Here is a 25,870-nt window from a genome sequence, read left to right as displayed (position 1 = left end):
TAGCAAAAAATCAAATCATGTAAATCCTTACATCCTGGATATCCTGATTCTGACAATTATGATTATAGGAAATGTTGGGTTTCCTTGCGTCAACCCAACCTACTAGCTAACGCACTGTGATTTATGTTGTGTAAGTGCGTAACGTTATAGGTTAAAATATGGGTGTTTATATGCCTGAAATTTAAGTATTACGATAAACACACCAATATCTATGAATAACAGACCTGGAATTATTCTCAAAAAACCCATTGCGCTGGGACAAAGAGAGATTAATGTGAATTGGCGGGATTTTGGGGTGGGAATAATCAAGGTTGGGGCAAATGCGTTGACTGGTAACATTGGTAATGTACCAGAAAATTTTGTTGATATTGGTGCGGCTATTGGAGTAGCACAAGAACCGGGAGAAATTGCTTGGTTGTTAGTCTCTTCGGCTTTAACACAGGCAATGGTGAATCTCATAGGAGATAATCAAGATTTACTACAGGAAGCAAGTCAGGGGAAAGAAGTAAAAGAGGATAAACTGCGGGAAATTTTGGAACAGCTTTTCAATCAGTGTTTAGAAAAACTAGAAACTGAAGAAATTCCTATTTATCAAGATTTTTTTGAATGTCCCCAAAATTTTGCCGTTGTTGCAGAAATTAAAACCCCTTTTGCTGAGTGGCTACAAGCAGAATTTAATCTAAATCCAGCACCAGCAGAAACAATTAGTAATCGCTTGCCTAATGAATTTTTGTATGCTGTATATTCAGAATTTGATCAACATTCTGATAAGTATGCCAAGTTGCAAACAGCATTAGATAATCCTTTTAGTAAAGCTGTTGAAAAAGAAGCTAAAAAGGAACTTTCATGGCGGCGTTATTCGGCATGGCTGCAAAAACAAGTAGAAGAAAGAATGTTTGATGAAGCATTTGGACTGAAACAGGTTTATGTTCCTCTCAGGGCTTTTTATGAGGAGAAAATAGAAAGCGATGATGATGATTTTGGTGTCTCTAATAGAAGATATCAATCAGTAGAGAAGAATGTGAAGCGGTATGTGGTTAATTTACAAGATGAACTACAAACCTGGTTAGATAAAGCTGATAAAACTGATGCTATGCGGGTGATTAGTGGTGGACCAGGTAGCGGTAAATCTTCCTTTGCCAAAATGTTGGCAGCGACATTGGCAGAAACAGGAAAAATACCAGTTTTATTTATTCCTTTGCATTTGTTTAATCCAGAGGCTGATGTAGTTGAGGCAATTGGTAAATTTATTGAATCAATGCGCGATATGCCTTTGCCAGCTAATCCTTTGAAACGAGAAAATGAAGTTGATAAATTATTGATTATTTTTGATGGGTTGGATGAATTGGCAATGCAGGGGGAAATGGCGGAAAGAGTTGCCCAAAAGTTTATTAGTGAAGTGAGAAGATTGGTTGATTTATCTAATCAGAGTAAAACTCATTTATTAGCTTTAATTGGTGGACGAGAAATAGTAGTTCAAAGAAATGAAAGTGAATTTCGTAAATTTAAGCAGATTCTTCATATTTTACCTTATTTTGTAGATCAAGAAGAAATAGAAAACAGGAATTTTATTGATGATAATAAGTTATTACAAATAGACCAAAGGCAGATTTGGTGGGAATATTATGGGAAAGCTAAGGGTTGTGGTTATGGTAAATTACCAGATGAGTTAGATAGAGGGAATTTAAGAGAAATTACTGCTCAACCTTTGCTGAATTATCTTGTGGCTTTAAGCTATGAAAAGAATACTGTTAAATTCACAGAAAACAGCAATCTCAATGAAATTTATGCAGATTTAATTAGCAAAGTTTATCAACGAGTTTGGGGAAAGAATCACAATCCCCAAATTCAGGGAGTGAAAGAACAAGATTTTGTTCGCATTTTAGAAAGTATTGCCATTGCGGCTTGGCATGGTGGAGATATTAGAGTTACAACTTTATCTGAAATTGAAAAATATTGTGATAACAAGATTATAGACAGGATTTTAAATATTTTTAACCAAGATAAAAAAGCTAGTTTTACTCGGTTGTTAACTGCTTTTTATTTTCGGCAACATGGAGTTAAAAACCGGGAAGAGACTTTTGAATTTACACATAAGAGTTTTGGGGAATATTTAGCAGCTAAAGGTATTGTTCGGCAATTGAAGCTGATACATCAACAGTTACAACAAAATCAAGAAGATTCTGATTTAGGCTGGGACGAAAAACAAGCGTTAGAAAATTGGGCGAAAATCTGCGGTTTGACGGCAATGGATGAATATATTTTTAAGTTTATTGTTGATGAAATTCGTTGGCAAAAAGATAATTATAATGTTGATATTGGTGCATGGCAGCAGACGATGTGTGACTTGATTAGCTATATGTTAAAACATGGTATGCCAATGGAAAGATTAGCAATTAGCACTTTTCAAGAAGCAAATTGTCAAGCCAGGAATGGGGAGGAAGCATTGTTAGCGGTTTTGAATGCTTGTGCTAGGGTGACAGAGAAAGTTTCCCAAATTAAATGGCATTCTTCAGAGAAAGAATATTTTACAGATTTTGGTAATTGGATTTCTCGCTTGCGTGGACAAAGAGTTAATTATGATGATCTACTTTGTTTAAATTGTTTAAGTTTTTTAGATTTGCAGAACTGTATTCTCATTTATCAAGATTTTTATAAGGCGAAACTTCTAGGGGCGAATCTTCAAGGGGCGAATCTTCAAGGGGCGAAACTTCAAGGGGCGAATCTTCAAGGGGCGAATGTTACAGGAACAATACTTGAAGGTCAAGATTTAGATGCCTTAACTCAGGAACGCAAATTTAATAACCTGCAATTCTGACTTAACCTGAAATGGTGCGTTACGCTGTCGCTAACACACCCTACTTTTGCACTTTATTTAATTCACATTCCTCAGAATGTAGATGAAGATGTCGATTGGTTCACGTCTTGCACCTTCTCAATCATGATTGGGTGGGCATTGCCCACCCTACAAAATACTTTGCCACTATTTTTCTAAATCCTTGATTTCCTTGGGAACTCCCGCTGTTAAAACCTCATTTCCTTCTTCAGTAACTAATACGTCATCTTCAATGCGAATCCCAATTCCTACCCAACGGGGGTCAATTTCCGGTTGGTCTTCTGCGGGTTTGGTGTCGGGGACTATATAAAGTCCTGGTTCTATGGTTAACACTTGTCCAGGTTGTAAGGTTTGGGGGTTTTCTCCATCTTGATACATTCCGACATCATGGACATCTAAGCCTAACCAATGACTGGTGCGGTGCATATAAAAGAGTTTATATTTTTCCTCTGCGATTAATTTATCAATTTCTCCTTTGAGTAAACCCAGTTCGACTAATCCTTCTGTTAATATCCGCACGGCTGCATTATGAGGTGCATGGAAGGAATTACCCGGTTTTACTTCTGCTATTGCTTGTTTTTGGGCTGCTAATACTATTTCATATAATGCTTTTTGTTCCGGTGTGAATTTACCACTGACGGGAAATGTCCGGGTAATATCAGAGTTATAATAACCATAAGCGCAACCAGCATCAATTAAGAGTAAATCATTGGCTTGCATTTGACAATTGTTTTCGATGTAATGCAGTACGCAAGCATTCTTACCTGATGCGACAATAGAAGGATAAGCTGGTCCCATTCCCCCTCGTAACCGAAAAATATGTTCTATTTCCGCTTGGATTTCATATTCATACCGTCCTGGTGCGGTGGTTTGTAAAGCATAATTATGAGCTTCTACGGCAATTTCTACGGCTTGACGCATTAGGTCTAATTCTGTTTTGCTTTTATATAACCGCATGGTGTTGAGGACAGTACCAGGGTCGGTGATAGAAGTTGGTCCTGTACCGCGTTTGGGATAGGTTCGCAGTAAGTTTTGATAATGTTGGAGAATTTTGTCGTTGAAATTGCGATCGCGTCCTAAATGATAATAGATACAATTGGCTTTTTCTAAATATTGGGGTAACTTTTCATCTAACTCCGCAATGGGGTAAGCTACATCTGCACCATAAAATTCCTTAGCTGCGTCTATTCCACAACGATAACCACTCCAAACTTCCTTTTCTCGGTCTTTGGGTTGGACAAATAAGATAAACCGATGTTCTGGATGATGTGGCGCTAATACTGCGACTGCTTGGGCTTCGTTAAAGCCAGTTAAGTAAAAGAAATCACTATCTTGACGATAAATATACTCGACATCGTTGTGCATTACTGCGGTTGGCGCACTTCTAAAAATCGCTGTACCGCTGCCTATTTTCGCCATTAACTGCTCACGACGTTGCCGATATTCTGTTTGCATAGTTGATTTATTGATAGTGTTGTTTTTGGCTTTAACAATTATAGACTACTGATAAATGTTGTCAGGAAAATTGTTAATTTTAGTTATTTTAACCAATTTTTAATTTCCTTGACAATCCATGAGGACTTTTAGGGATGAGATTGTCAACAAAACAGGATTTCATTTTTAAATGATGACATTGATAAACAGAATATAAAATATTTTTTGATTGTTTAGATATGACTTTAAAAATTAAAAGTTAGTGTTGATGAACATTATGAAAATGTCTATAAATAATGACATTAAATCAAAATAATTAAACAAATGTTTGTTATTTACAGAATCTTCATATAAATCAAATTAAAAATAGATGTTAATAACTCATAAAAACAAGTCATGCCTGATCAATTATCTTTAGATACAAGAAATTACGGTTTACAAGCTCAAAATAAAATCGAGCAAGCATCACCTCTTGAAGATTTAAATACTTCATCTTTTAGCGTTAGAAGTTCTTCTGTTTCTGCATTAGCCGATCCATTAGTTCCAACAAATCCATTACCTACATTGCCAATTGGAGGCAGTGCTAACCCCAATCCTAATCCTTATTTAACTAGTGCAGCCCTTGTTCCTGATTTTAATGGTGATGGTAAAACAGATAAACTTTGGGTAAATGCTCAAACTGGTGAAATTTTAGTTCGCTTGATGAACGGAACACAAGTTTTAGAACAAGCTTCTTTGGGTAAATATGACTTAAATACCTGGGACTATAAAACTGCTGATTTTAATAGCGATAATAAGACTGATTTCTTATTACGCAATAAAGCAACTGGTGAAAATGTAATTGTGCTAATGGATGGCGCAAAAGTCTCTAGTTTCCTAGCTTTAGATCGAGTTGATCCAGGTTTTACTGCTAGTATTGGCGATTTCAATGGCGATCGCAAAACTGACATTTTCTGGAATAATGCCACTACTGGTGAAAATGCTATTTGGCAAATGGATGGAACAACAGTAGTTAGTGCAACTGTTTTAGAAACTACAGCACCAGGATTGACTGCAACCATTGTTGATTTTGATGGTAATGGTAAGAGTGACATCTTCTGGCGCAATCCTACCACAGGTGCAAATACCGCTTGGTTTATGGATGGCAGCCAAGCCACCAAGTATGATCTTCAATCTCAAGATGCTTCTTGGACTTCTACTCTTGGTGATTTTAACGGCGACTTCAAAACTGATGTTTTATGGCGCAATACCGCTACAGGCGAGAATAAGATTTGGACAATGAATGGCGTTTTTGTGACTGAAGGTGTTGTTAGCACATTGGGTACAGATTGGAGTGCGAGAATTGGCGATTTCAATGGCGATGGTAAAACTGACATCTTCTGGCACAATGCGGCTAGTGGGGCAAATACAGCTTGGTTGATGGATGGTACAGCGGTCAGTTCTGAAGCTTTCCTACCTAGCAATACTCCTGGTTTGACAGCATCTTTAGGTGATTTCAATGGTGATGGTAAGACTGATATTTACTGGAGAGATCAACAAACATCCGCAGATAAAATCTGGACTATGAATGGAACTTTAGCAACTGAAACTCCTGTTTCTGATGCAGATAAGCTGACTCCAGAATGGTATACAGGTTGATTTGGTAATTGGTAATTGGTCTATTATCAATTTACTAAGACTTTCTGAATTTATATTCAGCGATCGCTTTCCTAGAAATCAAAGATAGCGATCGCTTTTTAGTAGCGGGTTAGAATTGATATCAAAACTTATAAGTCAAAACCTGAATTTCCGTATTTTCCGGCAAACTCTTAGAATTAATCGCTACAGAATCATTATTACTCCGGCGAACATTAACACCCTGCATCAAAGTCAGAAAATCATCTACTGGGGTAATATCACACTCTTTAGCATCAGCGGCTTGAGTGCGGTAATGGGTGGGAATGACTAACTTAGGATTTAATACTGCAATAGCGTCCTTTGCTTCTTGGGCATTGTAAGCTTTATCACTGCCTCCCACGGGAATAAATAACACATCAGGACGACCCATGAGAATTTTTTGTTCTAGGGTAATTGGTGCAGCAGAACCCCCTAAGTGCAGCAGATTAATTCCACCTTGGTTCAATTTCCAAGCTATATTTTTCCCAAATTGTTGTCCATTTTTACGATCATGGTCTGTGGTAATTCCCTGAAACTTAACGCCGCGAAACTCATAAACACCGGGCTGATAAACTAATTTAGGATTTCCTGGTATTTTGTCTATTGCCCCTTCATCTAACAATTGACTACTAATTAATACCAAATCTGATGCAACCTTTGGGGGACGATATTTAGCTGTACAGCCCAAATTACTAAAGGGATTGATGAGAATTTTGACATTACCATTGGTTAATAAAAAGCAAGTATGTCCTAACCACTGAATTGATACACCACTAGATTGAGCATTTACTGGAACTGGATCAACCAAATTAGTCACTACAGCCGTCACTAAACCCGCCCCAGCGTAGCCTATCAATTGTCGTCGTTTCATAAAAATACTCGCTTTACAAAGTTCGCAGAAAATTTCTCAGTAATTCCTTACCCAAAGCAGTTAGGACACTCTCCGGATGAAATTGGACTCCTTGAATGTGAGGATAGTTCCGGTGTCTCACGCCCATAATTGTGCCATCTTCTACCCAAGCCGTAATTTCCAATACTTCTGGGCAAGTTTCGCGCTCAATAACTAAACTATGATATCTGGTAGCGGTTAAAGGATTTTCTAAACCTTGAAAAATTCCTATGCCTGTGTGCGATACCAAAGAGGTTTTTCCGTGCATCAATTCTGGGGCGGAAACAATTTTACCTCCGAAAACCTGACCAATACTTTGATGTCCTAAGCACACGCCTAGAATTGGGAGTTTATCTCCTAATTGGGCGATCGCATTCAGGGAAACTCCCGCATCATCTGGACGACCAGGACCTGGTGAAATCACCACTGCATCGGGGTTTAATGTCCTAATCTCATCTATAGTAATCTTATCGTTTCGCACCACTTGCAGGTCATTAGCAACTGGGAAATCTACTGCTAATTCTCCCAAATATTGTACTAAGTTATACGTAAAGCTATCGTAATTATCAATGACTAATATCACAATTTTTACCTAATTTCATTTAAAAATATCAAAGATGTTCCCTGAAAACGTCTCTACTATTCACAATCTACCATTTAGAAAGTAGACAGAATTAATGTTGCTAAAGGAGGCAATATTAGTGTAGAGGCAATCAATAATGCGACTAAAGCTGAGACAAGTACAGCACCAGCAGCGCAGTCTTTAGCAACTTTTGCCAACTCATGATAAGACTGTTTTACCGTTAAATCTACAATTGACTCAATAGCAGTATTGACTAACTCTAAGGTTAAAACTAAACCGCTGGTAATAGCAATTATGGATACTTTCACTGTCTCTAACCGTAAAAATACACTTAAACCAATCGCTAAAGCGCAGACGGCTACATGAATCCGAAAATTCCGTTGAGTCTGAAAAGCGTAAGTAATTCCAGCCCAAGCATACTTAAAACTAACAAATAAATTAGAGGCAATTTGCCAGGAAAGTTCCCTATCTTTGGACACAAGCGTTGGTAAGCTATTATTGGTTGGTGATGACGAAACTTTTGGGGACATAGACAAAAGAATGTAGGGGATGTGGGGGATGTGGGGGAGTTGGGGATGTGGGGGAGTTGGGGAAGATTAATATTTACGGTGTTTATTTATGGTTTTTATGATTCATTAACCAGCGTGATGGGTTATTGATCATAGTCACTAAACCAGATAAAACTTGATTATAATTACCATAAAGTTTACGTCCTGTTTCAATATCTAAATAATTACACTTAACTGTAAATTCTATCCATGTTTGAGTTTCAGCAGATTCAGCCTCACAATCATTTAATTTAGCAACAAAAGCAGCCTCATAACGACGTTTCCGCCAAGCTTCTGCCATATTCGCACAAACAGAACGAGAAGAACGACGAATTTGATCTGTTAGAGAATATCTTTCTTCAACAGGAAATTTTTTTGATAACTCAAAAATTTTCATTGCTGCTTCAAAAGCAATTTGATAAATTCCCAAATCTCTATGAAATTTAACCATTGATATTGAGTTTGATTCGTCTAAGTTACCAATCATCTTCTTTCTCACCTCCTTTACTCTTTTACTCTTCACTCCCTACTCCCTCTACCTCCCCTACTCCCTCTACCTCCCCTACTCCCTCTACCTCCCCCACCTAGATCAACTGTGAGGGCATTGTAGGCTATTTTAAATATCTCAACTATAAAGTTATTACCAAAATTCGCAATTGTCACCATACATTTACGACTCTAAGTTAATAATAATACCTATTTTCTTCAGTAATACAACTTGTTCGGTTAACATTTCCATCAAACTCTCTTCGTCAGGATGATCCCAACCTAACAAGTGTAGTAAACCATGCGCCGTTAACCAAGCCAACTCTGTAGATAAGCTATGTTCCTGCTGTTCTGCCTGACGTTGTGCCGTGTCTATAGAGACAATTATATCACCTAAATACAAAGGCATAGAAACCAGCATTTCTTCGCTTTGTGGTAAATCGGCTTCTAGAGATGCAAAGGCTAAGACATCTGTGGGTTTATCCTGTTGACGATATTGGCAATTGAGAGTTTGAATTTCTGTATCGGTTGTCAACCGCAAACTGACTTCGTAACTAGGTGCAGTTGGTAAATAATCTTCAAGAATTTCTAACCATTGCTCAAACCAATTTTCCCAAGTTGCGGAAGGAATTGGGGAAGAGTCATCAAAGCAATTTTCTAAATATAACTCTACCTGTAGAGACACGAGTTTTCCTCTCTTAGCGGGTAAGATATGCTAAACCCACGAGGACAGATAATAGTCCTACAGCAGTTAAGGCAAAGTGTTTGAGGGAAGTGCCGCCTTTTCTGACCATGTTTCGCATGGCGAGTTTGACATAGCTGGGTTGAGGTTCTGTGGCAGGAGATTTGTCCATAATTCATTGATTATCATTTCTTTTATCACTGTAACCGATTGTGGAGGAATGGGAGTTACACTTCTTAATTTTGTTTCGCGCAAAGACGCAAAGGAGCAAAGACGCAAAGGAAGAAAGGAAGAAAGGAGAAAATTTCTCCCTTCATTTTTGATTATGCGTCAACTATCTGGTTTTCTTGTCTGAGATAAGCCTGAATGAACATATCAAGTTCTCCATTCATGACATCGGTAATGGCTGTGGTTTCGATGTTTGTCCGCAGGTCTTTCACCATTTGGTAAGGATGAAATACATAGTTACGGATTTGATTACCCCAGGAAGCTTCGACCATATCACCGCGAATTTCGGCAATTTCTTGGGCGCGTTGTTCTTTGGCAATGATTAACAGTTTGGCTTTGAGACGGGCGAGCGCTTTTTCTTTGTTTTGTAGTTGGGAACGTTCTTCTGTACACCGGACTGCTAGACCGGTGGGGAGGTGAACTATGCGGACTGCGGTTTCTACTTTGTTGACGTTTTGCCCACCTTTACCGCCAGAACGGGTGGTGCTAATATCTAAATCTTTCTCTGGTATGTCTAATTTGACGGTGTTATCTATTTGCGGCATGACTTCGATGCCGGCAAAGCTGGTTTGCCGTTTGCCGTTAGCGTTGAAGGGGGAAATTCTCACGAGACGGTGAGTCCCCATTTCGGAACGCAAGTAACCATAGGCATAGCGTCCGGTGATTTCTAGGGTGACTGATTTGATTCCCGCTTCTTCACCTTTTGATTCTTCGGCTAGGGTGACTTTATAACTATGATCTTCTGCCCACCGGGTATACATCCGCATGAGCATAAATGCCCAGTCTTGTGCGTCTGTGCCACCAGCACCGGCGTTAATTGTCAGGACTGCGCCTTTATCGTCGTAAGTGCCGGAAAGGAGTTGTTGTAGTTCCCATTGGTCTAGGTCATGATTGAGTTTGCTAATGGTAGATTCCGCTTCTTCCAATAGTGCTGTGTCGGTTTCTAGTTCTAATAACTCAACTACTACTCTGGTATCGTCTAAGTTGGCGTGCCATTTGTAATATTGATCTAAATGGGATTTTAGATCATTGAGTTCTTGCAGGGTGTTTTGTGCCTGGGTTTGGTCTTCCCAAAATTCTGTTTGGGCGGATATTTGTTCTAAGTCGTGAATTTTGGCTTTGAGTGCGGGTACGTCAAAGATAGTCCTGGGTTTTACCCAGGCGGCTAGACAATGTTTCGATTTCGCGTTTTAGTTCTAATACGTCCATAAGTGGTGTTGCTGATTAATTAAGATAATTTTTTTCAGGCTTCGCCCCGCTTCGCTAACACGCAGAGGCGCAGAGGGGCAAAGAGAAGGAGTTTTCGGAATGGAATCATTTTATCCGAAATCAGGGATCAGAAGTTGATGGGGAATTTTGGGGTGTTTTGGGCTTTTTTCCGGGCCTCTATGGCTTGTTGGTAGTCTGGTTTATATTCTATGGCTTTGTCGTAGGAGGCGATCGCTTGTTGGTATTGTTGCAAATTTAACCAAGCGTTGCCTTTACTGTACCAACTTTCATAATGATTGGGTTTATAACGGGTGGCTTTATTATAGGAGGCGATCGCTTCTTGATATTTTTGTAAGTTATATTGTGTATTCCCTAAATTATACCATACTAAATAATCATTGCTTTTTAAACTAATAGCTTTTTTATAAGATTCTATTGCTTCTCCATAGCGTTTAACTTGATGTAATGCCCAACCTCGATTATACCAAGCTTGATATTGTTGAGGATTGGTTTTAATTACTTGGGTAAAGGAATCAATTGCTTCTGGGTATCTACGTAATGTCATTAATATATTACTTCTTGATAACCAAGCTGCGGAGTTATTTTGATTATACTGCACGGCTTGATCATAAGCTTGTAAAGCAAATTCATAACGATTTAAATTAACCAAGCAATTACCTAAATTGTACCAAGCTGATTCATGATCAGGTTTTAATTCTACAGTTTTTTTGTAAGCTGTAATTGCTTCTTCATATTGTTTAAGATTTTGGAATGCTAATCCTTTTTTGTACCATAATTCAGGATTATCAGCTTGGAAATTAATTGCTTGTTCATAAGCCTTAATTGCATCATTGTATTGGCTGATTTTTATGAAGATATCACCTTTAAGTTGCCAAATTTGGGGGTCATCATTTTTTAGTTGTAAAGCTTTATCTACAGTGGCAATTGCTTCTGAATAACGTTTGAGTCTGACTAAAACAAAACCTCGATTAGTCCAAGCTTCTAAATAATTGGGTTGAATTTGAATGGCTTGATCATAAGCTATTAAAGATTCTTGATATTTCTTTAATTGAAATAATGCTTTACCTTGTCCATATAAAGCTTGAGGATAATCAGGTTTGATATCTACGGCTTTTTCGTAAGTTGCTAAAGCTTCTTGATAGCGTTGTAATTGAATGAGAGTATTACCCTGATTATATAATTCTATAGCATTTTTATTATTCAGGCGATTGAGCATAAATATTGCGCCGAAACTACTAATACCCAATCCAAATATTCCTAATAGCAATTTCCAAAATATCCCTTTTGTCTTTTGGGGATTTTTTACTTGATTTGGTAAAGTAGCAGGGGAAATAATTATTGTTCCCGATGTATTTTTATTTAATTCTTGCAAAGCTTGTAATGCTATTGTTGCTGAAGCATAACGTTGGCGAAAATCATAACAGATCATTTGATTTAAAAATTGGGCAAATTCTGGAGATACAGTGGCGAAATTTTGCCAAATAATTTCATTAGTTTCAACATCTTTCTCTAATTGATCTGGTGATAATCCTGTTAAAGCTTGAATAGCAATAATTCCCAAAGCATAGATATCACTGCTAAATTTTGGTGTTCCTTGTGCTTGTTCTCCAGGAGTATAACCGGGTGTACCAATAGCAACAGTAGATTTGGTAATGTCTGGAGAATTTACTAATTTTGTCGTAATTTGTTTGACTGCACCAAAATCAATTAAAATTAATTTATTATCTTGTTCTCGTCTGAGAATATTCCGAGGATTGACATCACGATGAATTACCTTTTGTTGATGGACAAAGTCCAAAATTTCTAAAATTTCTTGTAATAAAGACATTACCTGATTTTGAGTAAAGATGACACCAGATTTTAATTCTTGACTGAGATCATTACCAATAATTAGTTCCTGAACCAGATAAAATTCGGCATTTTCTTCAAAGTAGGCTAAAAGTTGCGGAATGCGATCATGATTTCCTAATTTATATAAAACTTGGGCTTCTGTGTCAAATAACCTCCGAGCTATTTCTAAAGTGGTAATATCAGTAGATTGAGGTTTGAGTTTCTTGACTACACACTGGGGTGAGCCTGGCAATTGAGTATCATTAGCAACATAAGTTTCACCAAATCCGCCACCTCCCAGGTAATTGGTGATTTGGTATCTGCCTACAAGGGTGTTTCCTAGCATTTCCTGAGCCTATTTGAATATTGTGTTACATTATGATAATCTTGCCACACAAAAATGAGGAGATGGGAAAAAATATTAATTAGTAGTTAAAAATTAGTAATTCAAATGTTAAAATTAAGATGATTCCTATAGATGATAATATTCGCAGTTGGCAAAAGCCTATTATTAATTATTGGTTGATTGGGATTAATGTAGTCATATTTCTCTGGGAAATAAAATTAGAGTGGAGTAATGAATTAGGAAATCTAATTAATAATTGGGGAATTATTCCATCTCAAATAAATATCTCGATTGCTAACGCTTTTTTTTACAATTCTGCGGCTTGGGTAATTGTATTTTGGCGGCTACTTTCTTTACCTGTATCCCTGTTTCTCCATGGCAGTTTTAGCCAAATCTTAGGAAATATGCTGTTTCTGTGGGTATTTGGAAAAACGGTGGAAAGTATTTTAGGACATAAACAATATTTACTACTTTATTTAACTGCTGGCTTTTTTTCTGGTATAGTCCAAATTATTTTATCCTCCGATTTAACAATACCAATTATCGGTGCTAATGGAGCTATTGCATCTATTTTAGGTGCATATCTGATCAAGTTTCCCCAGGCAAAAATATATTCGGTTTTGACTTTATTGGTTTTGTATATCCCTGTGGAAGTTCCAGCTATTTTATATTTATTTTGGTGGTTTATCCAGCAGTCATTTTATGGCATAGGGAGTTTAAATATGACGGGTGGTAGTTCCTTCTCTAGTGTGAGTTATTGGGGACAATTTGCGGCTTTAGTGACGGGTGCGGCTTTTATGAAAATTAGACAAAGACTTTAGGTTATTGTGATTTTTATGTGAAGCTGCACAGAATCATCCAATCCATCAATTCATCCGAATTTATCTGCGTTTATTTGCGTTCATCTGCGTTTAATAATTCTTGATATCTTATTCCATATCTTAAATTTCGTATAAGGAAGTAAAATGGGGTAGTTCATATTGGAATTGTCAATTAACTTCAATGTCTGTAGTTTCTAGCATTACTGTTAAAGTTCCCGCGACGACGGCGAATTTGGGTCCAGGGTTTGATTGTATAGGTGCAGCTTTAAAGCTGTATAACGAATTTAAGTTTACTATTGTTGATGCAGGTGAGTTAATTATTCAAGTTTCTGGTTTAGAAGCAGCAAAGGTACAAACTGATGAGACTAATCTTTTGTATCAGGCGTTTATAAATTTATATAAACATATAGAAAAAACACCACCAGCGGTGAAAATAGAAATTAAGTTGGGTGTACCTTTAGCGCGAGGTTTGGGTAGTTCTGCGACTGCTATTGTCGGGGGGTTAGTTGCTGCCAATGAGTTGGCTGGTTCATCGTTGTCTGAGTTACAGATGATGGAATTAGCGATCGCCATGGAAGGACATCCTGATAATGTAGTACCAGCGTTATTAGGTGGTTGTCGTCTGGCTGCTACCAGCAAAAAAGGTTGGGAAATTTGTGATATTCTCTGGCATCGAGATATAGTTGCAGTCGTAGCAATTCCTGATTTTGAGTTATCAACCTCAGAAGCGCGAAAAGTTGTCCCCACAGAAGTCAGTCGTGCTGATGCAATTTTCAATATTTCTCATTTGGGTTTATTGTTGCGCGGTTTAGCAACTAATCGAGAAGAATGGTTAATAGCCGCCTTGCAAGATAAATTACATCAACCTTATCGCCAAGCTTTAATTCCTGGTTATGATACTGTGAATGCGGCTGCTGTGGCTGCTGGTGCTTATGGCATGGTAATTAGTGGTGCAGGCCCCACACTTTTGGCTTTAGTAGATATAAGTTATGCCAAATCCGTAGAAACAGCAATGGCAAATGCCTGGACTGCAATGGGTCTGAACTCAGTTGTGCGATCGCTTACCCTAGATCAGCAAGGTACAAGTATAGTTCATACTTAATCTAATTTAGAGAAATCTGCACAAAAAACAGCGATTTCTCTGAATTGCTTGGCGATCGCACTATAACAATTAAATTAGTCAGGAGAAGACTAAAATTAGAATTATGGGTAAAAATCAGGAAACCCGCAAAAAACTAAAAGGACAACATCAAGCATTAGAAGAACATCTAGAAAAAATTGCCAAAGAAAAGGAGAAACCAACAGAAGTACAAGATCAAGGTTTAATAGCCCATTGGGAGAAAACAGTGGCAAATTGTCGCCAAAATATTGCGAAACTAGAAAGGAGATTAAGTAAATGATATCACTCTATAAAAATCCTTATGAACGATTAGAAATATTTCTGAATGAATATCAACCTCAGCTAGAAAAGGCAATTCAAGCAATTCAAGCCATCAAAAATACTGACCCCAATTCCGAAGAATTTTCCCAAGCACTTGCTGATCTTTATGCTTGTTCCACAGTCCTTGAACCCTATTCAGAAGGCATGGTAGAGGCAATTGATCAATTCACCGAAGATAGACCAGATGATTGAAAATTTAACAACTTCTAATTACCAACTACTCATCATAAATATATGGAAAAAATCCAGTCAGAAATAGCAGCACTGAAATCTCAAATTCAAGCACTCCAACAAGAACGCGCTGCACTGACTAATCATCATGTAGAATCGGGCGAAAACGACTCACCCCTAGCCATAGTTGAAGCTTACCGTCGTCAAGCCAGAGAAAACGTCCAACTGTCCGCCGAACTTAAAGGCATAGACGATGCCTTATATTACCTAGAAAAGCAAATACAACAAAAGAAAGCCCATCTCAATCGGTATTTACCTATGTCTATTCGCATATCCCAACAGCAAGAACAGCTAGAAGAAGCCAAAAAAATTGCTCAAATTCATGCTGAACGAGTTAATGAACTAGCTTGGGAACTAGCAAAGGAAATTAAACTCCTCAAAACCTGTGCTGATGAACTTAGTCCCATGTATTGGCAAGTTTACTACAAACCTTTCATTACAGGCTTTAAGACCATTTCTGTCCCTTTCGTAAGATCAGATGGAGAAGTGTGGATGATTGTCAACCGTATTGTCTAAGAAACAGAGATAACTTTGATAAAAATTTAATTTATCCTCAAGCTGTTCACTATAACTAAAGACAGCGATATTAGTCGCTGTTTTTTTGTTGACGTTGCAAAAATTTACATTTAGAATGGACTCGCGGCATAATTTAGTAAGTATTTATGACTATCTGTCCTCCAAATTGGAAATCTTCATAAGAAATCGTTTACAGACGTAACGATTCCTTAATATAATGTAAACAAAAGCAAAACCAAAAACATATTGTCAACAGTGATGAATGCCATAGAAATTCCTTGGTTATCAGCCATAATCTTCCTGCCTTTAGTGGCAGCCCTCGCAATTCCCATCATTCCCGATAAAGAGGGTAAAACCGTCCGCTGGTACGGCTTGGGAGTGGCACTATTAGACTTTGCATTCATGACTTTTGCCCTGTGGCAGAGTTACGACTTTCAAAGTTCAGCCCTGCAAATGACAGAAAGCTATCCTTGGATACCCCAACTTGGCTTGAACTGGTCGCTAGGCATTGATGGTTTATCAATGCCCCTGATACTTCTAACGGGCTTCATTAACACACTCGCAGTATTCGCGGCTTGGAAAGTAACCACCAAGCCGCGTTTATTTTATGCGTTGATGTTGATTATGTACAGCGCTCAGTTAGGTGTATTCCTCTCCCAGGACTTGTTAATGTTCTTCTTGATGTGGGAAGTAGAGTTAGTACCCGTTTACTTGCTAATTGCCATCTGGGGAGGCGCAAACCGCCGTTATGCAGCTACCAAATTTATTATCTATACCGCCGCAGCCTCTATATTTATACTGGTAGCTGGTTTTGCAATGGCTTTCTATGGTGATAACTTCACCTTCAACATGACCGAATTGGGAATGAAAGAATATCCCAAAGCTTTAGAACTAGCACTATATGCAGGTTTCTTAATCGCTTACGGTGTCAAACTACCAATTTTCCCGTTACATACATGGTTGCCTGATGCTCATGGTGAAGCATCTGCACCCGGTTCAATGATTTTAGCCGGTGTCTTGTTAAAGATGGGTGGTTATGCCCTAATTCGCTTCAACGTAGAAATGTTAACTGATGCTCATGTTGCCTTTGCGCCAGTTTTAGCGATTTTAGGTGTAGTTAATATTGTTTACGGCGCTTGTTGTGCCTTTGCTCAAACCAATCTCAAACGCCGTTTGGCCTACTCTTCAATTGCCCACATGGGGTTTGTGTTAATTGGCATTGCATCTTATACAGAAATCGGGATTAGCGGTGCTGTATTACAAATGGTTTCTCACGGTTTAATTGCTGCTAGTTTATTCTTCCTTTCTGGTGTAACTTACGAACGTACCCACACCTTAGTAATGGATAAAATGGGCGGTATAGCTAAAGTAATGCCCAGAACTTTCGCTCTCTTTACTATAGGTTCAATGGCTTCTCTGGCTTTACCCGGTATGAGTGGTTTTGTCGGTGAATTGATGGTGTTCTTAGGTTTTGCTACTAGCGATGTTTACAGTTCCAGCTTCAAAATTGTAGTCATCTTTCTATCAGCAGTTGGCGTGATTTTGACACCCATTTATTTACTTTCCATGTTGCGTCAAGTTTTCTACGGTAATCAACATCAAGACCTACATTTAGATGCTGTAGTTCTTGATATTAAGCCTCGTGAATTGTTTATCACCGCTTGCTTGTTAATTCCCATCATTGGTATTGGTTTTTATCCTAAGATGATCACACAAGCTTATGATGTGAAAACAGTGGAAGTTGCGGCTCATGCTCGTCAAGTCTTACCAATTGTTGCTCGTCAACAACCTACAAATTTGTATTCGCAAATTTTCACCGCACCAACATTAGCTAATTCTGAAATAGTGAATATAGTTGAGTAATTATCAAGCCCAAAAAGACGCTGTAGTAAATCTTAAATTAAAAGGGGATAAGATCCCCGAATTCTTCAAGAATTCGGGGATCTCTTTTAGGTATTACTGATATAAACCTTGATTCCATGCAATAATAAACCTAATCCCCATCCTAATATGGGATAAATTGCCCAAAAATATCCAGGACTTACCACCAGATTTAACAGCACCAAAAAACCATTAATTGCCAGAAAAGCAAATAGGTGTGATTTGAATCCTTTCCGTTGTTGACTATTAGACATTTGCTCTTGTTTCACTTCTATATTATTTTTTAACCATTCTTGTTCCGCAGCTTGTAGCGACTCTGAAGAAACACCTAATTCTGAGGCTATTTCTATAATTTGTTCTCTTGTATATTCTCCCTGTTGCTTTCGTCTAAAAGCTACTTCAAGAATCTGCTGCATTTCCTCTGAGTTGTAAGTCATTATCAATACCTAAAATGGTAAAAAATACTTTTGAGAGTTACTTTTGAAACGGTAGCTACACAATCATTAAAAATATACAGCACTTCCCGGTGTTATGAGGTACATATCTAGCGGGCAAGATGCCCGCACTACAAGAGTTTCATGATTCAACTTTGTACCTCATAAGAGCGGAAACCGCTGTATGTGCCTACAAATTGCGTAGAAACACATTTTATATCTGAAAAATAATTGATGTCGTAATTAACAGCACAAATATAGATGAAATTAAAATTAAAAAATAAATCATTCCTTAGAGGGTGTTTTTTAAGCTATTTCTGAGAAAAAATGAAGTTTATAATACTACAATTATAATTTTATTTATACTTTTAATAAGTATAAAATATTCAAAAATTGAAAATCTGATCAGAAGTAACTGTATTTATGAATTTATTTATACAAAAGTACCCTCCTAAACTATTCCACTTCATCATTGATATCTGAATACTTCTCCACTATCACTAATTCGGTATTATCTTCTGCATAATTACCCCATTTATCTAACACGTCTTTAACCAATATTTCTTGCACCCAAATTCTGACAACAACCGTTAAAGGAAGTGCTAAAAATAATCCTAAAAATCCAAAAAATGTCACAAAAAATAACTGAGAAATTAAAGTAACTGCTGGTAGTAAAGATACTTGATGTGCCATAACTACAGGTGTGATAAAATTGCTCTCAGCCTGTTGAATAAAAAAGTAGAGAACAAAAACAGCAACAGCTTTCCAGGGATTATCTAAAAGAGCGATCGCCATTGCCGGTACTACACTCATAGTCGGACCCAAATTAGGAATTAAATTCATAAATCCGGCTAACACACCCAAAGCCAATGCAGCCTTCACCCTTAAAATTGATAAACCCACCAAACTCATCAACCCAACTACAAAAACACCAATAGAAGCACCAGTCACCCATCCCTCTAAAGAAACTTCGCACTGTTCTACAATTCCCACCACCCGTCGCCGATAAAAAGAGGGAAATATGCGAACAAATACTTTTTGATAAGCATCAGGATTAACTAAAAACATTCCTGTTAACACCAGGACTAATAAAATTTTGAGAACAACTTCTAAAGATCCAGAAACAAAAGCAAAAGAATTACCTAATAGGCGATTAAATAGTGGTTGAGCTTGTTCAATTAAACTATTCAGATCCGGTATATAAGGTAATAATTGTGCAGGAATATGAGTTCTTTGGACATCAATCCAACTATTAAAACGCCCAAATCCTTGGGGAACTCGATAAGTAAGTTCATGAAATTGCTGGACAAAAGGTGGGACAATTAACCAGAAAAAACAGACAACACCCGCAAAGAAAATCCCTACAGCTAATAAAACTGATAATCCTCGTTTTATTCCTAAACTTTGAAAGCGTCGCGCGAGACGATTTAAAGTCGTCGCTAAAACAACAGCAGCAAATATTAGTAGCAGAACGTCCCTAAGTTGCCACAATATATATAAAGATATAACTAAAGCAATTAAGCCTATCCATTGACCAAGATTCACAAGCAAGACTCCCAGCTTGGTAAAATGCTTTTTGATGACAATGCAGTTAGATTAGCTGATTTTAGCAACATTACCTATATTTTTTTGATTAATTTTGCTTTTGTCTTGGTATTCGCCACAGGAGAACAGTGGCCATAATTATAGTTGGTGATAAAATCATAATCAGCACATTTGTCACCGTTGCTGGAATCCCTAAAAACGGACAAGCATATTTAATTAATACTGATAGCAAAGTCGAAAATAATAGCAGCTTCAGCAAAAATCCCAGTTGATTTTCCATAACAGTGCGGGGAACACATAATTCTATAGGGTATATACCAAATAATAACTGAAAATAATAAATCTTTATCTCGTTCCTAGTCTCTGACTAGGAATGCAGTTGATGAGGCTCTGCCTCCATCTTATCTCATTGAAGGCAGAGCCTTATCTTATTCATTCCCAGTCAGAGACCTGGGAACGAGATATACGAGATAAAAAATATTGTGTTGTCGTAGGGGTTTAGCAATGCTAAACCCTTACCAATTTTGCATGAAGGATCTTGATAAATACTTAATAAATGTTTAAAAATAAAGGGTAATGTTTACAGGATGATAAAGTATAATCATGTCTAGTTGAATATAGATTAAAGAAATAGTATGAACTTTAACCCTAGTCAACCTTTTGTGACCGCAATTGCTCGTATTTTTGGCGCTGCTGCTCCTATTGCTGTTAATAAGATTAGAAGCAATCCTGCTATTATCAGGATGTTAAAGGATTTTAACTTTGATCAAACAGAACATCCACAACAGAATTTTGATATTATTTATGCTTGTGCTGTTATTAAATATGACCAATCTAAAACTGAAGATCAATGGAATGACTCAGACATACTAGCAGAACTTTTTCTAAAAGATGTAATTAAAAAAGCTTTCGACAAGAGTTTTCACACACAAAATTATGAAATTGTTAAAGGAGAAATAGATGCTTGTGTTGTGTGGGAAGAACAAGATTGGAATACTCTACGACAGAAAATACAAGAATTAAATATTGACTGGAATCAAGAGTTAGAGAAATTTAAAGATATTTTTATAGAATTAGTAAAAAAAAGTGGTAAGCCATTAGAATCATACAGTATTCAAAAAATTGAGGAAATCAGTCAAAAGTTAGACGAATTACTTCGTAATCAAAACAAAAACACAGATTCATTTACATATCCACCAGAATTTCAATCATTAATTACCGAAAAAATCGAATCCTTCTGCGGTCGCAAATTCGTATTTACTGCCTTTGAAAACTTCATCAACACCTGATTTCTGGTTCTTGGGACAATACTGTGAAGGTGTGGAATTTAGAGACAGGGGAGGAACCGTCCACCCTCACAGGTCATAGTAGTTCGTTACAAGCAGTAGCAGTGACAGCAGACGGAAAACGGGTGATTTCTGGTTCAGTTGACAAAACTGTGAAGGTGTGGAACTTAGAGACAGGGGAGGAACAGTTGACTCTCTCAGGTCATAGTGGTTTGGTACAATCAGTAGCAGTGACAGCAGACGGAAACCGGGTGATTTCTGGTTCAGTTGACAAAACTGTGAAGGTGTGGAATTTAGAGACAGGGGAGGAACAGTTGACCCTCTCAGGTCATAGTGATTGGGTACAAGCAGTAGCAGTGACAGCAGACGGAAAACGGGTGATTTCTGGTTCTGATGACAAAACTGTGAAGGTGTGGAATTTAGAGACAGGGGAGGAACAGTTCACCCTCACAGGTCATGGTGGTTCGGTACGAGCAGTAGCAGTGACAGCAGACGGAAAACGGGTGATTTCTGGTTCTTGGGACAATACTGTGAAGGTGTGGAATTTAGAGACAGGGGAGGAACAGTTCACCCTCACAGGTCATGGTGGTTCGGTACGAGCAGTAGCAGTGACAGCAGACGGAAAACGGGTGATTTCTGGTTCTTGGGACAATACTGTGAAGGTGTGGAATTTAGAGACAGGGGTGGAAATAGCTACTTTTAGTGGTGACGCTGACTTTCATTCCTGTGCAGTTACACCAAATGGGTTAACAATTATTGCGGGTGACGCTGGGGGAATGGTGCATTTTTTAAAGTTGGAAAATCAGGGAGCATGAAATGATGAGTTTATCACCCAGACCACCAACTATGAATAATTCCATAGTTAATTACCAAGAATTTACAGCCATAATTCACCAAAAAAGCGCGAATTTTCTCGGTCGTGATTTCGTGTTTACTGCGATTCATAATTTTCTCAATCGCTACAACCGGGGTTATTTCACTATTATCGGTCTACCCGGTAGCGGTAAAAGTGCAATTATTGCTCAATATATTAAAGAAAATTCCTCAGAAAATCGTCAGGTAATTTATTACAATGCAGAACTAGAGGGGAAAAATCACGCTGAAGAATTTATCAAATATATATGTTCTCAAATTATCGCCACATTTGATCAAATATCTCTGCCAAATTTACCCGATAATGCTACAGAAGGGAGTTGGTTTTTATCCTTACTTCTCCAACAAATCAGCGACAATTTGCAACCCAATCAAAAATTAATTATTGCTATTGATAGTTTAAATTGCATTAATTCCCAATTACAACCACCAGGAACAAATATTTTTTATCTTCCCCGCTACATTCCCCAAGGGATTTATTTTCTCCTTACCCGTCGTCCGTTTTTATCCAGTAATTCCGGTTTATTAATTGAAGCACCGGTGCAAAGTTTGCATTTAGAAGATTATCCACAGGAAAATAAACAGGATATTCAAAATTATATTAGGAGAAACCTAACCCCCCTCACCCCCCTTCCCTACGAGGGAATGGGGGAACAAGATGCTTCTAACTCCCCTTCTCCTATTACAGAAATAGAGGAAAAAAACTTGTCTAACTCCCCTCTCCTCGCAGGAGAGGGGTTGGGGGAGAGGTCAATCAAATCCTGGTTAAATAGCCACCAAATAAATGAAGCAGAATTTATAACTAACTTAACCAACCGCAGCGAAAATAATTTTATGTATGTTAGTCAAATTTTAGCTGCTATTACTAATAATTTTTATCCCCAACCTTCCCAAATAGGAACATCATTTCCACCACCATTAGAAACCTATTACCAACAACATTTAGAAAAAATGCTGGGTTCTCAACATCAAGATTTTCCCCTAGCAGTGTTGCAAGTTTTATCCCAGACAACACAACCCATATCAGTTACAGATATTGCCAATTTCCTAAATACTGATGAATATGATATTGAAGAATTATTAGAAAATTGGTTAGAGTTCTTGCAAATAGAAACTATTTTTGACTCAACCACCTACAAATTCTATCATGATAATTTCCGCCAATGGCTCATAAAATTTCTGTTTTGATCCTGTTCATCCTTTAATCCTGTACATCCTGATAGCGCAGCGTGGCGTATAACTCCTGCGTCGTCACGCAAGCTATAGCCATTTCTGACAATTTACCTAAGAGACTTCCAAATAAAAAAATGTCCCAAAACTGATGCAGAAATTCTCTCTCTGTGTACTCTGTGCCTCTGTGGTTCGTTTCTTAGGATAATTTATTTCTTGGAAGTCTCTAACTAGTACATCACGGCGTAAATAAAGCAACCATATTCAATCGCCAAAAAGCTTACTGTATATTAGTTTTGACTTTTGACTTTTGACTTTTGACTTCCGCCCTGCGGTACTAGCCACTTAGAGACTTCCAAATAAAAAAATGTCCCAAAACTAACGCAAAAACCCTCCCTATTTCTTCTCTCTCTGTGTTCTCTGTGCCTCTGTGGTTCGTTTGTTCATTTATTTATTGGGATAATTTATTTCCTGGAAGTCCCTTAGGAACGCAAATTTAATAACCTGCAATTCTGACTTAACCTGAAATGGTGCGTTACGCTGTCGCTAACACACCCTACTTTTGCACTTTATTTAATTCATATTCCTTAATATTACTAGCAAAAGCGATCGCCTCGAAGGTAAATATAAAGATTTATGTATTCTTTCCTAATTGTATTCATTAAGAATTGAAAATTATGCTTGTGAAAACAAATAAATCATTGTCACATATAGCAAGCAGTTACACTAATTAAAATTCTTAGGCGTGTTAGGTCTTATAGTAAATCTAAAAATTATGTTGTCAATGAGTGGTGAGACACCTTTGATTAATTTTCTCAGATAGTTTAGGATATGGCAGAAATTACAGCAATGTAGATTCAATGATTGCAACGTTACCAACTTTTTTCTAGATATAGTTCGCAAAAACTTATACTAACCATCATCCCTGTGCGTTATTGTGCTGATTTTTAAAGAAAACTCTAGTCCGAATAGACATACCTATAGAGCCTTGAATAAGCTACTTTTGACAGGGAAATCTGTGAGGGTTATGGCTTGTCTCCTCCCCTTATTCATCTGGTGGGGGTGCAAGGCAGTACAAAACCAATTTGTACAACCACAAGCAATATTAGTTTTAGGCGGTTCTACCCGCTTACTAGAAAGAGAAAAGTTTACAGCCAAATTAGCCCACCAATATCCCAATATACCCATTTGGATTTCTGGGGGCAGTCCACCTCAGCATACTAAAAAAATATTTGCTAATGCAGGAATTGATCCCCGGCGTTTAAACTTGGACTATGAAGCTGTAGACACGGTTACTAATTTTACTACTACAGTGGATGAATTACAATCTCGTGGCATCAAAAGTGTTTATTTAATTACATCTGACTTTCATATGCGTCGTGCTTGCATCGTTGGTGAAATTGTTTTAGGTAGTCGAGGCATGAATTTTAAACCCCTATCAGTTCCTTCCGCAAATTCACCAGAACCGATTGAAAAATCTCTTAGGGATGGTGCTAGGGCAGTTATTTGGGTAGCCACAGGTTATACAGGTGCTAATTATGCTAATAAAAATAAACCCTAATACATGAGAACAGAATGAAAAATCAAAAATTTTCAATTGTTCCCAATTCCCAATATCACCACAATTTGATACCCTAGCTTAAACAGTTTTGAGAGAAGTTAAAGCGTGGAAATTCAACTTGGGCGGGGAAAAGTGGCGCGTCGAGCCTATGGAATTGATGAAATTGCTTTAGTCCCTGGTAACAGAACTCTCGATCCGAGTTTAACTGATACCAAGTGGACAATTGGCAATATTGAGCGAGAAATCCCCATTATTGCCAGTGCAATGGATGGTGTCGTTGATGTAAAAACGGCTGTTCGCTTGTCCCAATTGGGGGCATTGGGAGTAATTAATTTAGAGGGTATCCAAACTCGCTATGCTGACCCCGAACCGATTTTAGATCGGATTGCCTCCGTCGGCAAAGAAGAATTTGTCAGTCTGATGCAAGAATTGTATGCTGAACCAATAAAGCCGGAATTAATTGAAAAACGTATTCAGGAAATTAAACAACAAGGCGGTATTGCGGCAGTTAGCACAACTCCAGCCGGGGCAAGCAAATATGGTGAAATTGTAGCTAAAGCTGGAGCAGATTTATTTTTTATCCAAGCTACAGTAGTTTCTACTAATCACCTATCGCCAGAATCTATCACTCCCCTTGATTTAGCGGAGTTTTGTCGTTCTATGCCCATCCCTGTGGCATTAGGAAATTGCGTTACATATCAAGTCACCTTAGAGTTGATGAAAGCTGGTGCAGCAGCGGTATTGGTAGGTATTGGACCCGGTGCTGCTTGTACTTCTCGTGGAGTGTTGGGCGTGGGCGTACCTCAAGCCACTGCGATCGCTGATTGTACGGCCGCTAGAGACGATTATTATCGGGAAACTGGGAAATATATCCCTATCATCGCTGACGGTGGTTTAATCACCGGGGGAGACATCTGTAAATGTATCGCCTGTGGTGCTGACGCTGTGATGATTGGCTCTCCATTTGCCAGAGCCGCCCAAGCCCCTGGGCGTGGTTATCACTGGGGTATGGCAACTCCCAGCCCGATATTACCGCGAGGGACTCGGATTCGCGTAGGTACAACTGGAACTCTAGAACAAATACTCACAGGTCCAGCCGGCTTGGATGATGGTACTCATAATCTTTTAGGAGCTTTAAAGACCAGTATGGGAACTTTAGGCGCTAAAAACATTAAGGAAATGCAGCAAGTTGAAGTTGTCATTGCTCCTTCTCTACTGACCGAAGGTAAGGTTTACCAAAAAGCCCAACAGTTAGGTATGGGTAAATAACTCATTCGTGTCAGTGGTCAGTGGTCGAGTGGTCAGTGGTCAGTGGGTCATCACAACGGACAACGGACAACTGTACGGGCGAAGCATTTGGAGA

25 protein-coding genes are annotated in these 25,870 nt (G+C 38.1%); 13 read left to right on the top strand and 12 right to left on the bottom strand.

Annotated features, from left to right (window positions below; genetic code table 11):
• The first annotated feature begins 211 nt into the window (after positions 1–211).
• A complete protein-coding gene (locus FJR06_RS07315) occupies positions 212–2,818 on the top strand; it encodes a pentapeptide repeat-containing protein (protein WP_168651136.1) in 2,607 nt (868 codons plus the stop codon).
• A gap of 165 nt (positions 2,819–2,983) precedes the next feature.
• On the opposite strand, the gene FJR06_RS07310 is transcribed toward FJR06_RS07315, so the two are convergent.
• Positions 2,984–4,291 carry an aminopeptidase P N-terminal domain-containing protein gene (locus tag FJR06_RS07310; RefSeq protein WP_168651135.1) on the bottom strand — a complete coding sequence of 436 codons (1,308 nt, stop codon included), beginning with the start codon at positions 4,289–4,291 and terminating at the stop codon, positions 2,984–2,986.
• Between the two features lie 375 nt (positions 4,292–4,666).
• Between FJR06_RS07310 and FJR06_RS07305 the strand changes: the two genes are divergently transcribed.
• Positions 4,667–5,908, top strand: coding sequence for a VCBS repeat-containing protein (locus tag FJR06_RS07305; RefSeq protein ID WP_015079093.1), 1,242 nt, complete (start codon positions 4,667–4,669; stop codon positions 5,906–5,908).
• Positions 5,909–6,029: 121 nt separating this feature from the next.
• Here FJR06_RS07305 and FJR06_RS07300 read toward each other — a convergent pair whose 3' ends face one another.
• From FJR06_RS07300 to FJR06_RS07265, 8 genes are all read right to left on the bottom strand, one after another.
• Positions 6,030–6,797, bottom strand: coding sequence for an MBL fold metallo-hydrolase (locus FJR06_RS07300; protein WP_015079092.1), 768 nt, complete (start codon positions 6,795–6,797; stop codon positions 6,030–6,032).
• Between the two features lie 13 nt (positions 6,798–6,810).
• Positions 6,811–7,398: an aminodeoxychorismate/anthranilate synthase component II gene (locus FJR06_RS07295; protein ID WP_015079091.1), complete on the bottom strand. Its 588-nt coding sequence runs from the start codon at positions 7,396–7,398 to the stop codon at positions 6,811–6,813.
• 74 nt (positions 7,399–7,472) lie between these two features.
• On the bottom strand, positions 7,473–7,928 hold the full coding sequence (locus FJR06_RS07290) for a diacylglycerol kinase family protein (RefSeq protein ID WP_168651134.1): 456 nt from the start codon (positions 7,926–7,928) through the stop codon (positions 7,473–7,475).
• Positions 7,929–8,010: 82 nt separating this feature from the next.
• On the bottom strand, positions 8,011–8,433 hold the full coding sequence (locus FJR06_RS07285) for a four helix bundle protein (protein WP_015079089.1): 423 nt from the start codon (positions 8,431–8,433) through the stop codon (positions 8,011–8,013).
• 183 nt (positions 8,434–8,616) lie between these two features.
• Positions 8,617–9,117, bottom strand: a complete 501-nt coding sequence (gene ybeY, locus FJR06_RS07280) for an rRNA maturation RNase YbeY (protein ID WP_015079088.1) — start codon at positions 9,115–9,117, stop codon at positions 8,617–8,619.
• Between the two features lie 13 nt (positions 9,118–9,130).
• A complete protein-coding gene (locus FJR06_RS07275; RefSeq protein ID WP_015079087.1) occupies positions 9,131–9,286 on the bottom strand; it encodes a DUF3285 domain-containing protein in 156 nt (51 codons plus the stop codon).
• A gap of 151 nt (positions 9,287–9,437) precedes the next feature.
• A protein-coding gene (gene prfB, locus FJR06_RS07270) for a peptide chain release factor 2 (protein WP_148279026.1) occupies positions 9,438–10,551 on the bottom strand; the annotation gives its coding sequence in 2 pieces (ribosomal slippage) (positions 9,438–10,478 and positions 10,480–10,551; 1,113 coding nt in all).
• A 127-nt stretch (positions 10,552–10,678) separates the two neighbouring features.
• Entirely contained in the window at positions 10,679–12,748 is a 2,070-nt protein-coding gene (locus FJR06_RS07265; RefSeq protein ID WP_168651133.1) for a serine/threonine-protein kinase, read from the bottom strand.
• Between the two features lie 119 nt (positions 12,749–12,867).
• Between FJR06_RS07265 and FJR06_RS07260 the strand changes: the two genes are divergently transcribed.
• The 6 genes from FJR06_RS07260 to FJR06_RS07235 all read left to right on the top strand — a co-directional run bounded on the left by FJR06_RS07260 (position 12,868) and on the right by FJR06_RS07235 (position 17,620).
• Positions 12,868–13,569 (top strand): rhomboid family intramembrane serine protease, encoded by a 702-nt coding sequence (locus FJR06_RS07260; protein ID WP_015079084.1) that lies wholly within the window; start codon positions 12,868–12,870, stop codon positions 13,567–13,569.
• Between the two features lie 181 nt (positions 13,570–13,750).
• Complete coding sequence (thrB, locus tag FJR06_RS07255; RefSeq protein ID WP_168651132.1) at positions 13,751–14,671, top strand: homoserine kinase; 921 nt, start codon at positions 13,751–13,753, stop codon at positions 14,669–14,671.
• A 103-nt stretch (positions 14,672–14,774) separates the two neighbouring features.
• The gene (locus tag FJR06_RS07250; protein ID WP_168633810.1) at positions 14,775–14,969 is read left to right on the top strand and encodes a hypothetical protein; all 195 of its coding nucleotides are present in this window, start codon (positions 14,775–14,777) and stop codon (positions 14,967–14,969) included.
• The gene (locus tag FJR06_RS07245) at positions 14,966–15,202 is read left to right on the top strand and encodes a hypothetical protein (RefSeq protein ID WP_027402511.1); all 237 of its coding nucleotides are present in this window, start codon (positions 14,966–14,968) and stop codon (positions 15,200–15,202) included. The genes FJR06_RS07250 and FJR06_RS07245 overlap by 4 nt, the downstream gene beginning before the upstream one ends.
• A gap of 42 nt (positions 15,203–15,244) precedes the next feature.
• Positions 15,245–15,757, top strand: coding sequence for a hypothetical protein (locus FJR06_RS07240; RefSeq protein WP_168651131.1), 513 nt, complete (start codon positions 15,245–15,247; stop codon positions 15,755–15,757).
• A gap of 258 nt (positions 15,758–16,015) precedes the next feature.
• Positions 16,016–17,620, top strand: coding sequence for an NAD(P)H-quinone oxidoreductase subunit 4 (locus FJR06_RS07235; protein WP_015079079.1), 1,605 nt, complete (start codon positions 16,016–16,018; stop codon positions 17,618–17,620).
• Positions 17,621–17,706: 86 nt separating this feature from the next.
• On the opposite strand, the gene FJR06_RS07230 is transcribed toward FJR06_RS07235, so the two are convergent.
• The 3 genes from FJR06_RS07230 to FJR06_RS07220 all read right to left on the bottom strand — a co-directional run bounded on the left by FJR06_RS07230 (position 17,707) and on the right by FJR06_RS07220 (position 19,897).
• Positions 17,707–18,075 (bottom strand): 2TM domain-containing protein, encoded by a 369-nt coding sequence (locus tag FJR06_RS07230; RefSeq protein ID WP_015079078.1) that lies wholly within the window; start codon positions 18,073–18,075, stop codon positions 17,707–17,709.
• A 453-nt stretch (positions 18,076–18,528) separates the two neighbouring features.
• Positions 18,529–19,617, bottom strand: a complete 1,089-nt coding sequence (locus FJR06_RS07225) for an AI-2E family transporter (protein WP_015079077.1) — start codon at positions 19,615–19,617, stop codon at positions 18,529–18,531.
• Between the two features lie 88 nt (positions 19,618–19,705).
• Entirely contained in the window at positions 19,706–19,897 is a 192-nt protein-coding gene (locus FJR06_RS07220; RefSeq protein ID WP_083881432.1) for a hypothetical protein, read from the bottom strand.
• 355 nt (positions 19,898–20,252) lie between these two features.
• Here FJR06_RS07220 and FJR06_RS07215 point away from each other — a divergent pair, with 355 nt between their 5' ends.
• From FJR06_RS07215 to FJR06_RS07195, 5 genes are all read left to right on the top strand, one after another.
• Positions 20,253–20,906 carry a hypothetical protein gene (locus FJR06_RS07215; protein ID WP_168651130.1) on the top strand — a complete coding sequence of 218 codons (654 nt, stop codon included), beginning with the start codon at positions 20,253–20,255 and terminating at the stop codon, positions 20,904–20,906.
• Between the two features lie 29 nt (positions 20,907–20,935).
• Positions 20,936–21,718 (top strand): WD40 repeat domain-containing protein, encoded by a 783-nt coding sequence (locus tag FJR06_RS07210; RefSeq protein ID WP_371723564.1) that lies wholly within the window; start codon positions 20,936–20,938, stop codon positions 21,716–21,718.
• Position 21,719: 1 nt separating this feature from the next.
• Positions 21,720–22,964, top strand: coding sequence for an ATP-binding protein (locus FJR06_RS07205; RefSeq protein WP_015079074.1), 1,245 nt, complete (start codon positions 21,720–21,722; stop codon positions 22,962–22,964).
• A 1,009-nt stretch (positions 22,965–23,973) separates the two neighbouring features.
• Entirely contained in the window at positions 23,974–24,507 is a 534-nt protein-coding gene (locus tag FJR06_RS07200; protein WP_015079072.1) for a YdcF family protein, read from the top strand.
• A gap of 105 nt (positions 24,508–24,612) precedes the next feature.
• Entirely contained in the window at positions 24,613–25,776 is a 1,164-nt protein-coding gene (locus FJR06_RS07195) for a GuaB3 family IMP dehydrogenase-related protein (RefSeq protein WP_015079071.1), read from the top strand.
• The last annotated feature ends 94 nt before the right edge of the window (positions 25,777–25,870 follow it).

Origin of the sequence: Dolichospermum sp. UHCC 0352 (assembly GCF_009711925.1) — a bacterium.
Taxonomy (GTDB): domain Bacteria; phylum Cyanobacteriota; class Cyanobacteriia; order Cyanobacteriales; family Nostocaceae; genus Dolichospermum; species Dolichospermum lemmermannii.
The sequence above is the reverse complement of the archived record's forward strand: the minus strand, read 5'-3'. Positions and strand labels throughout refer to the sequence as shown.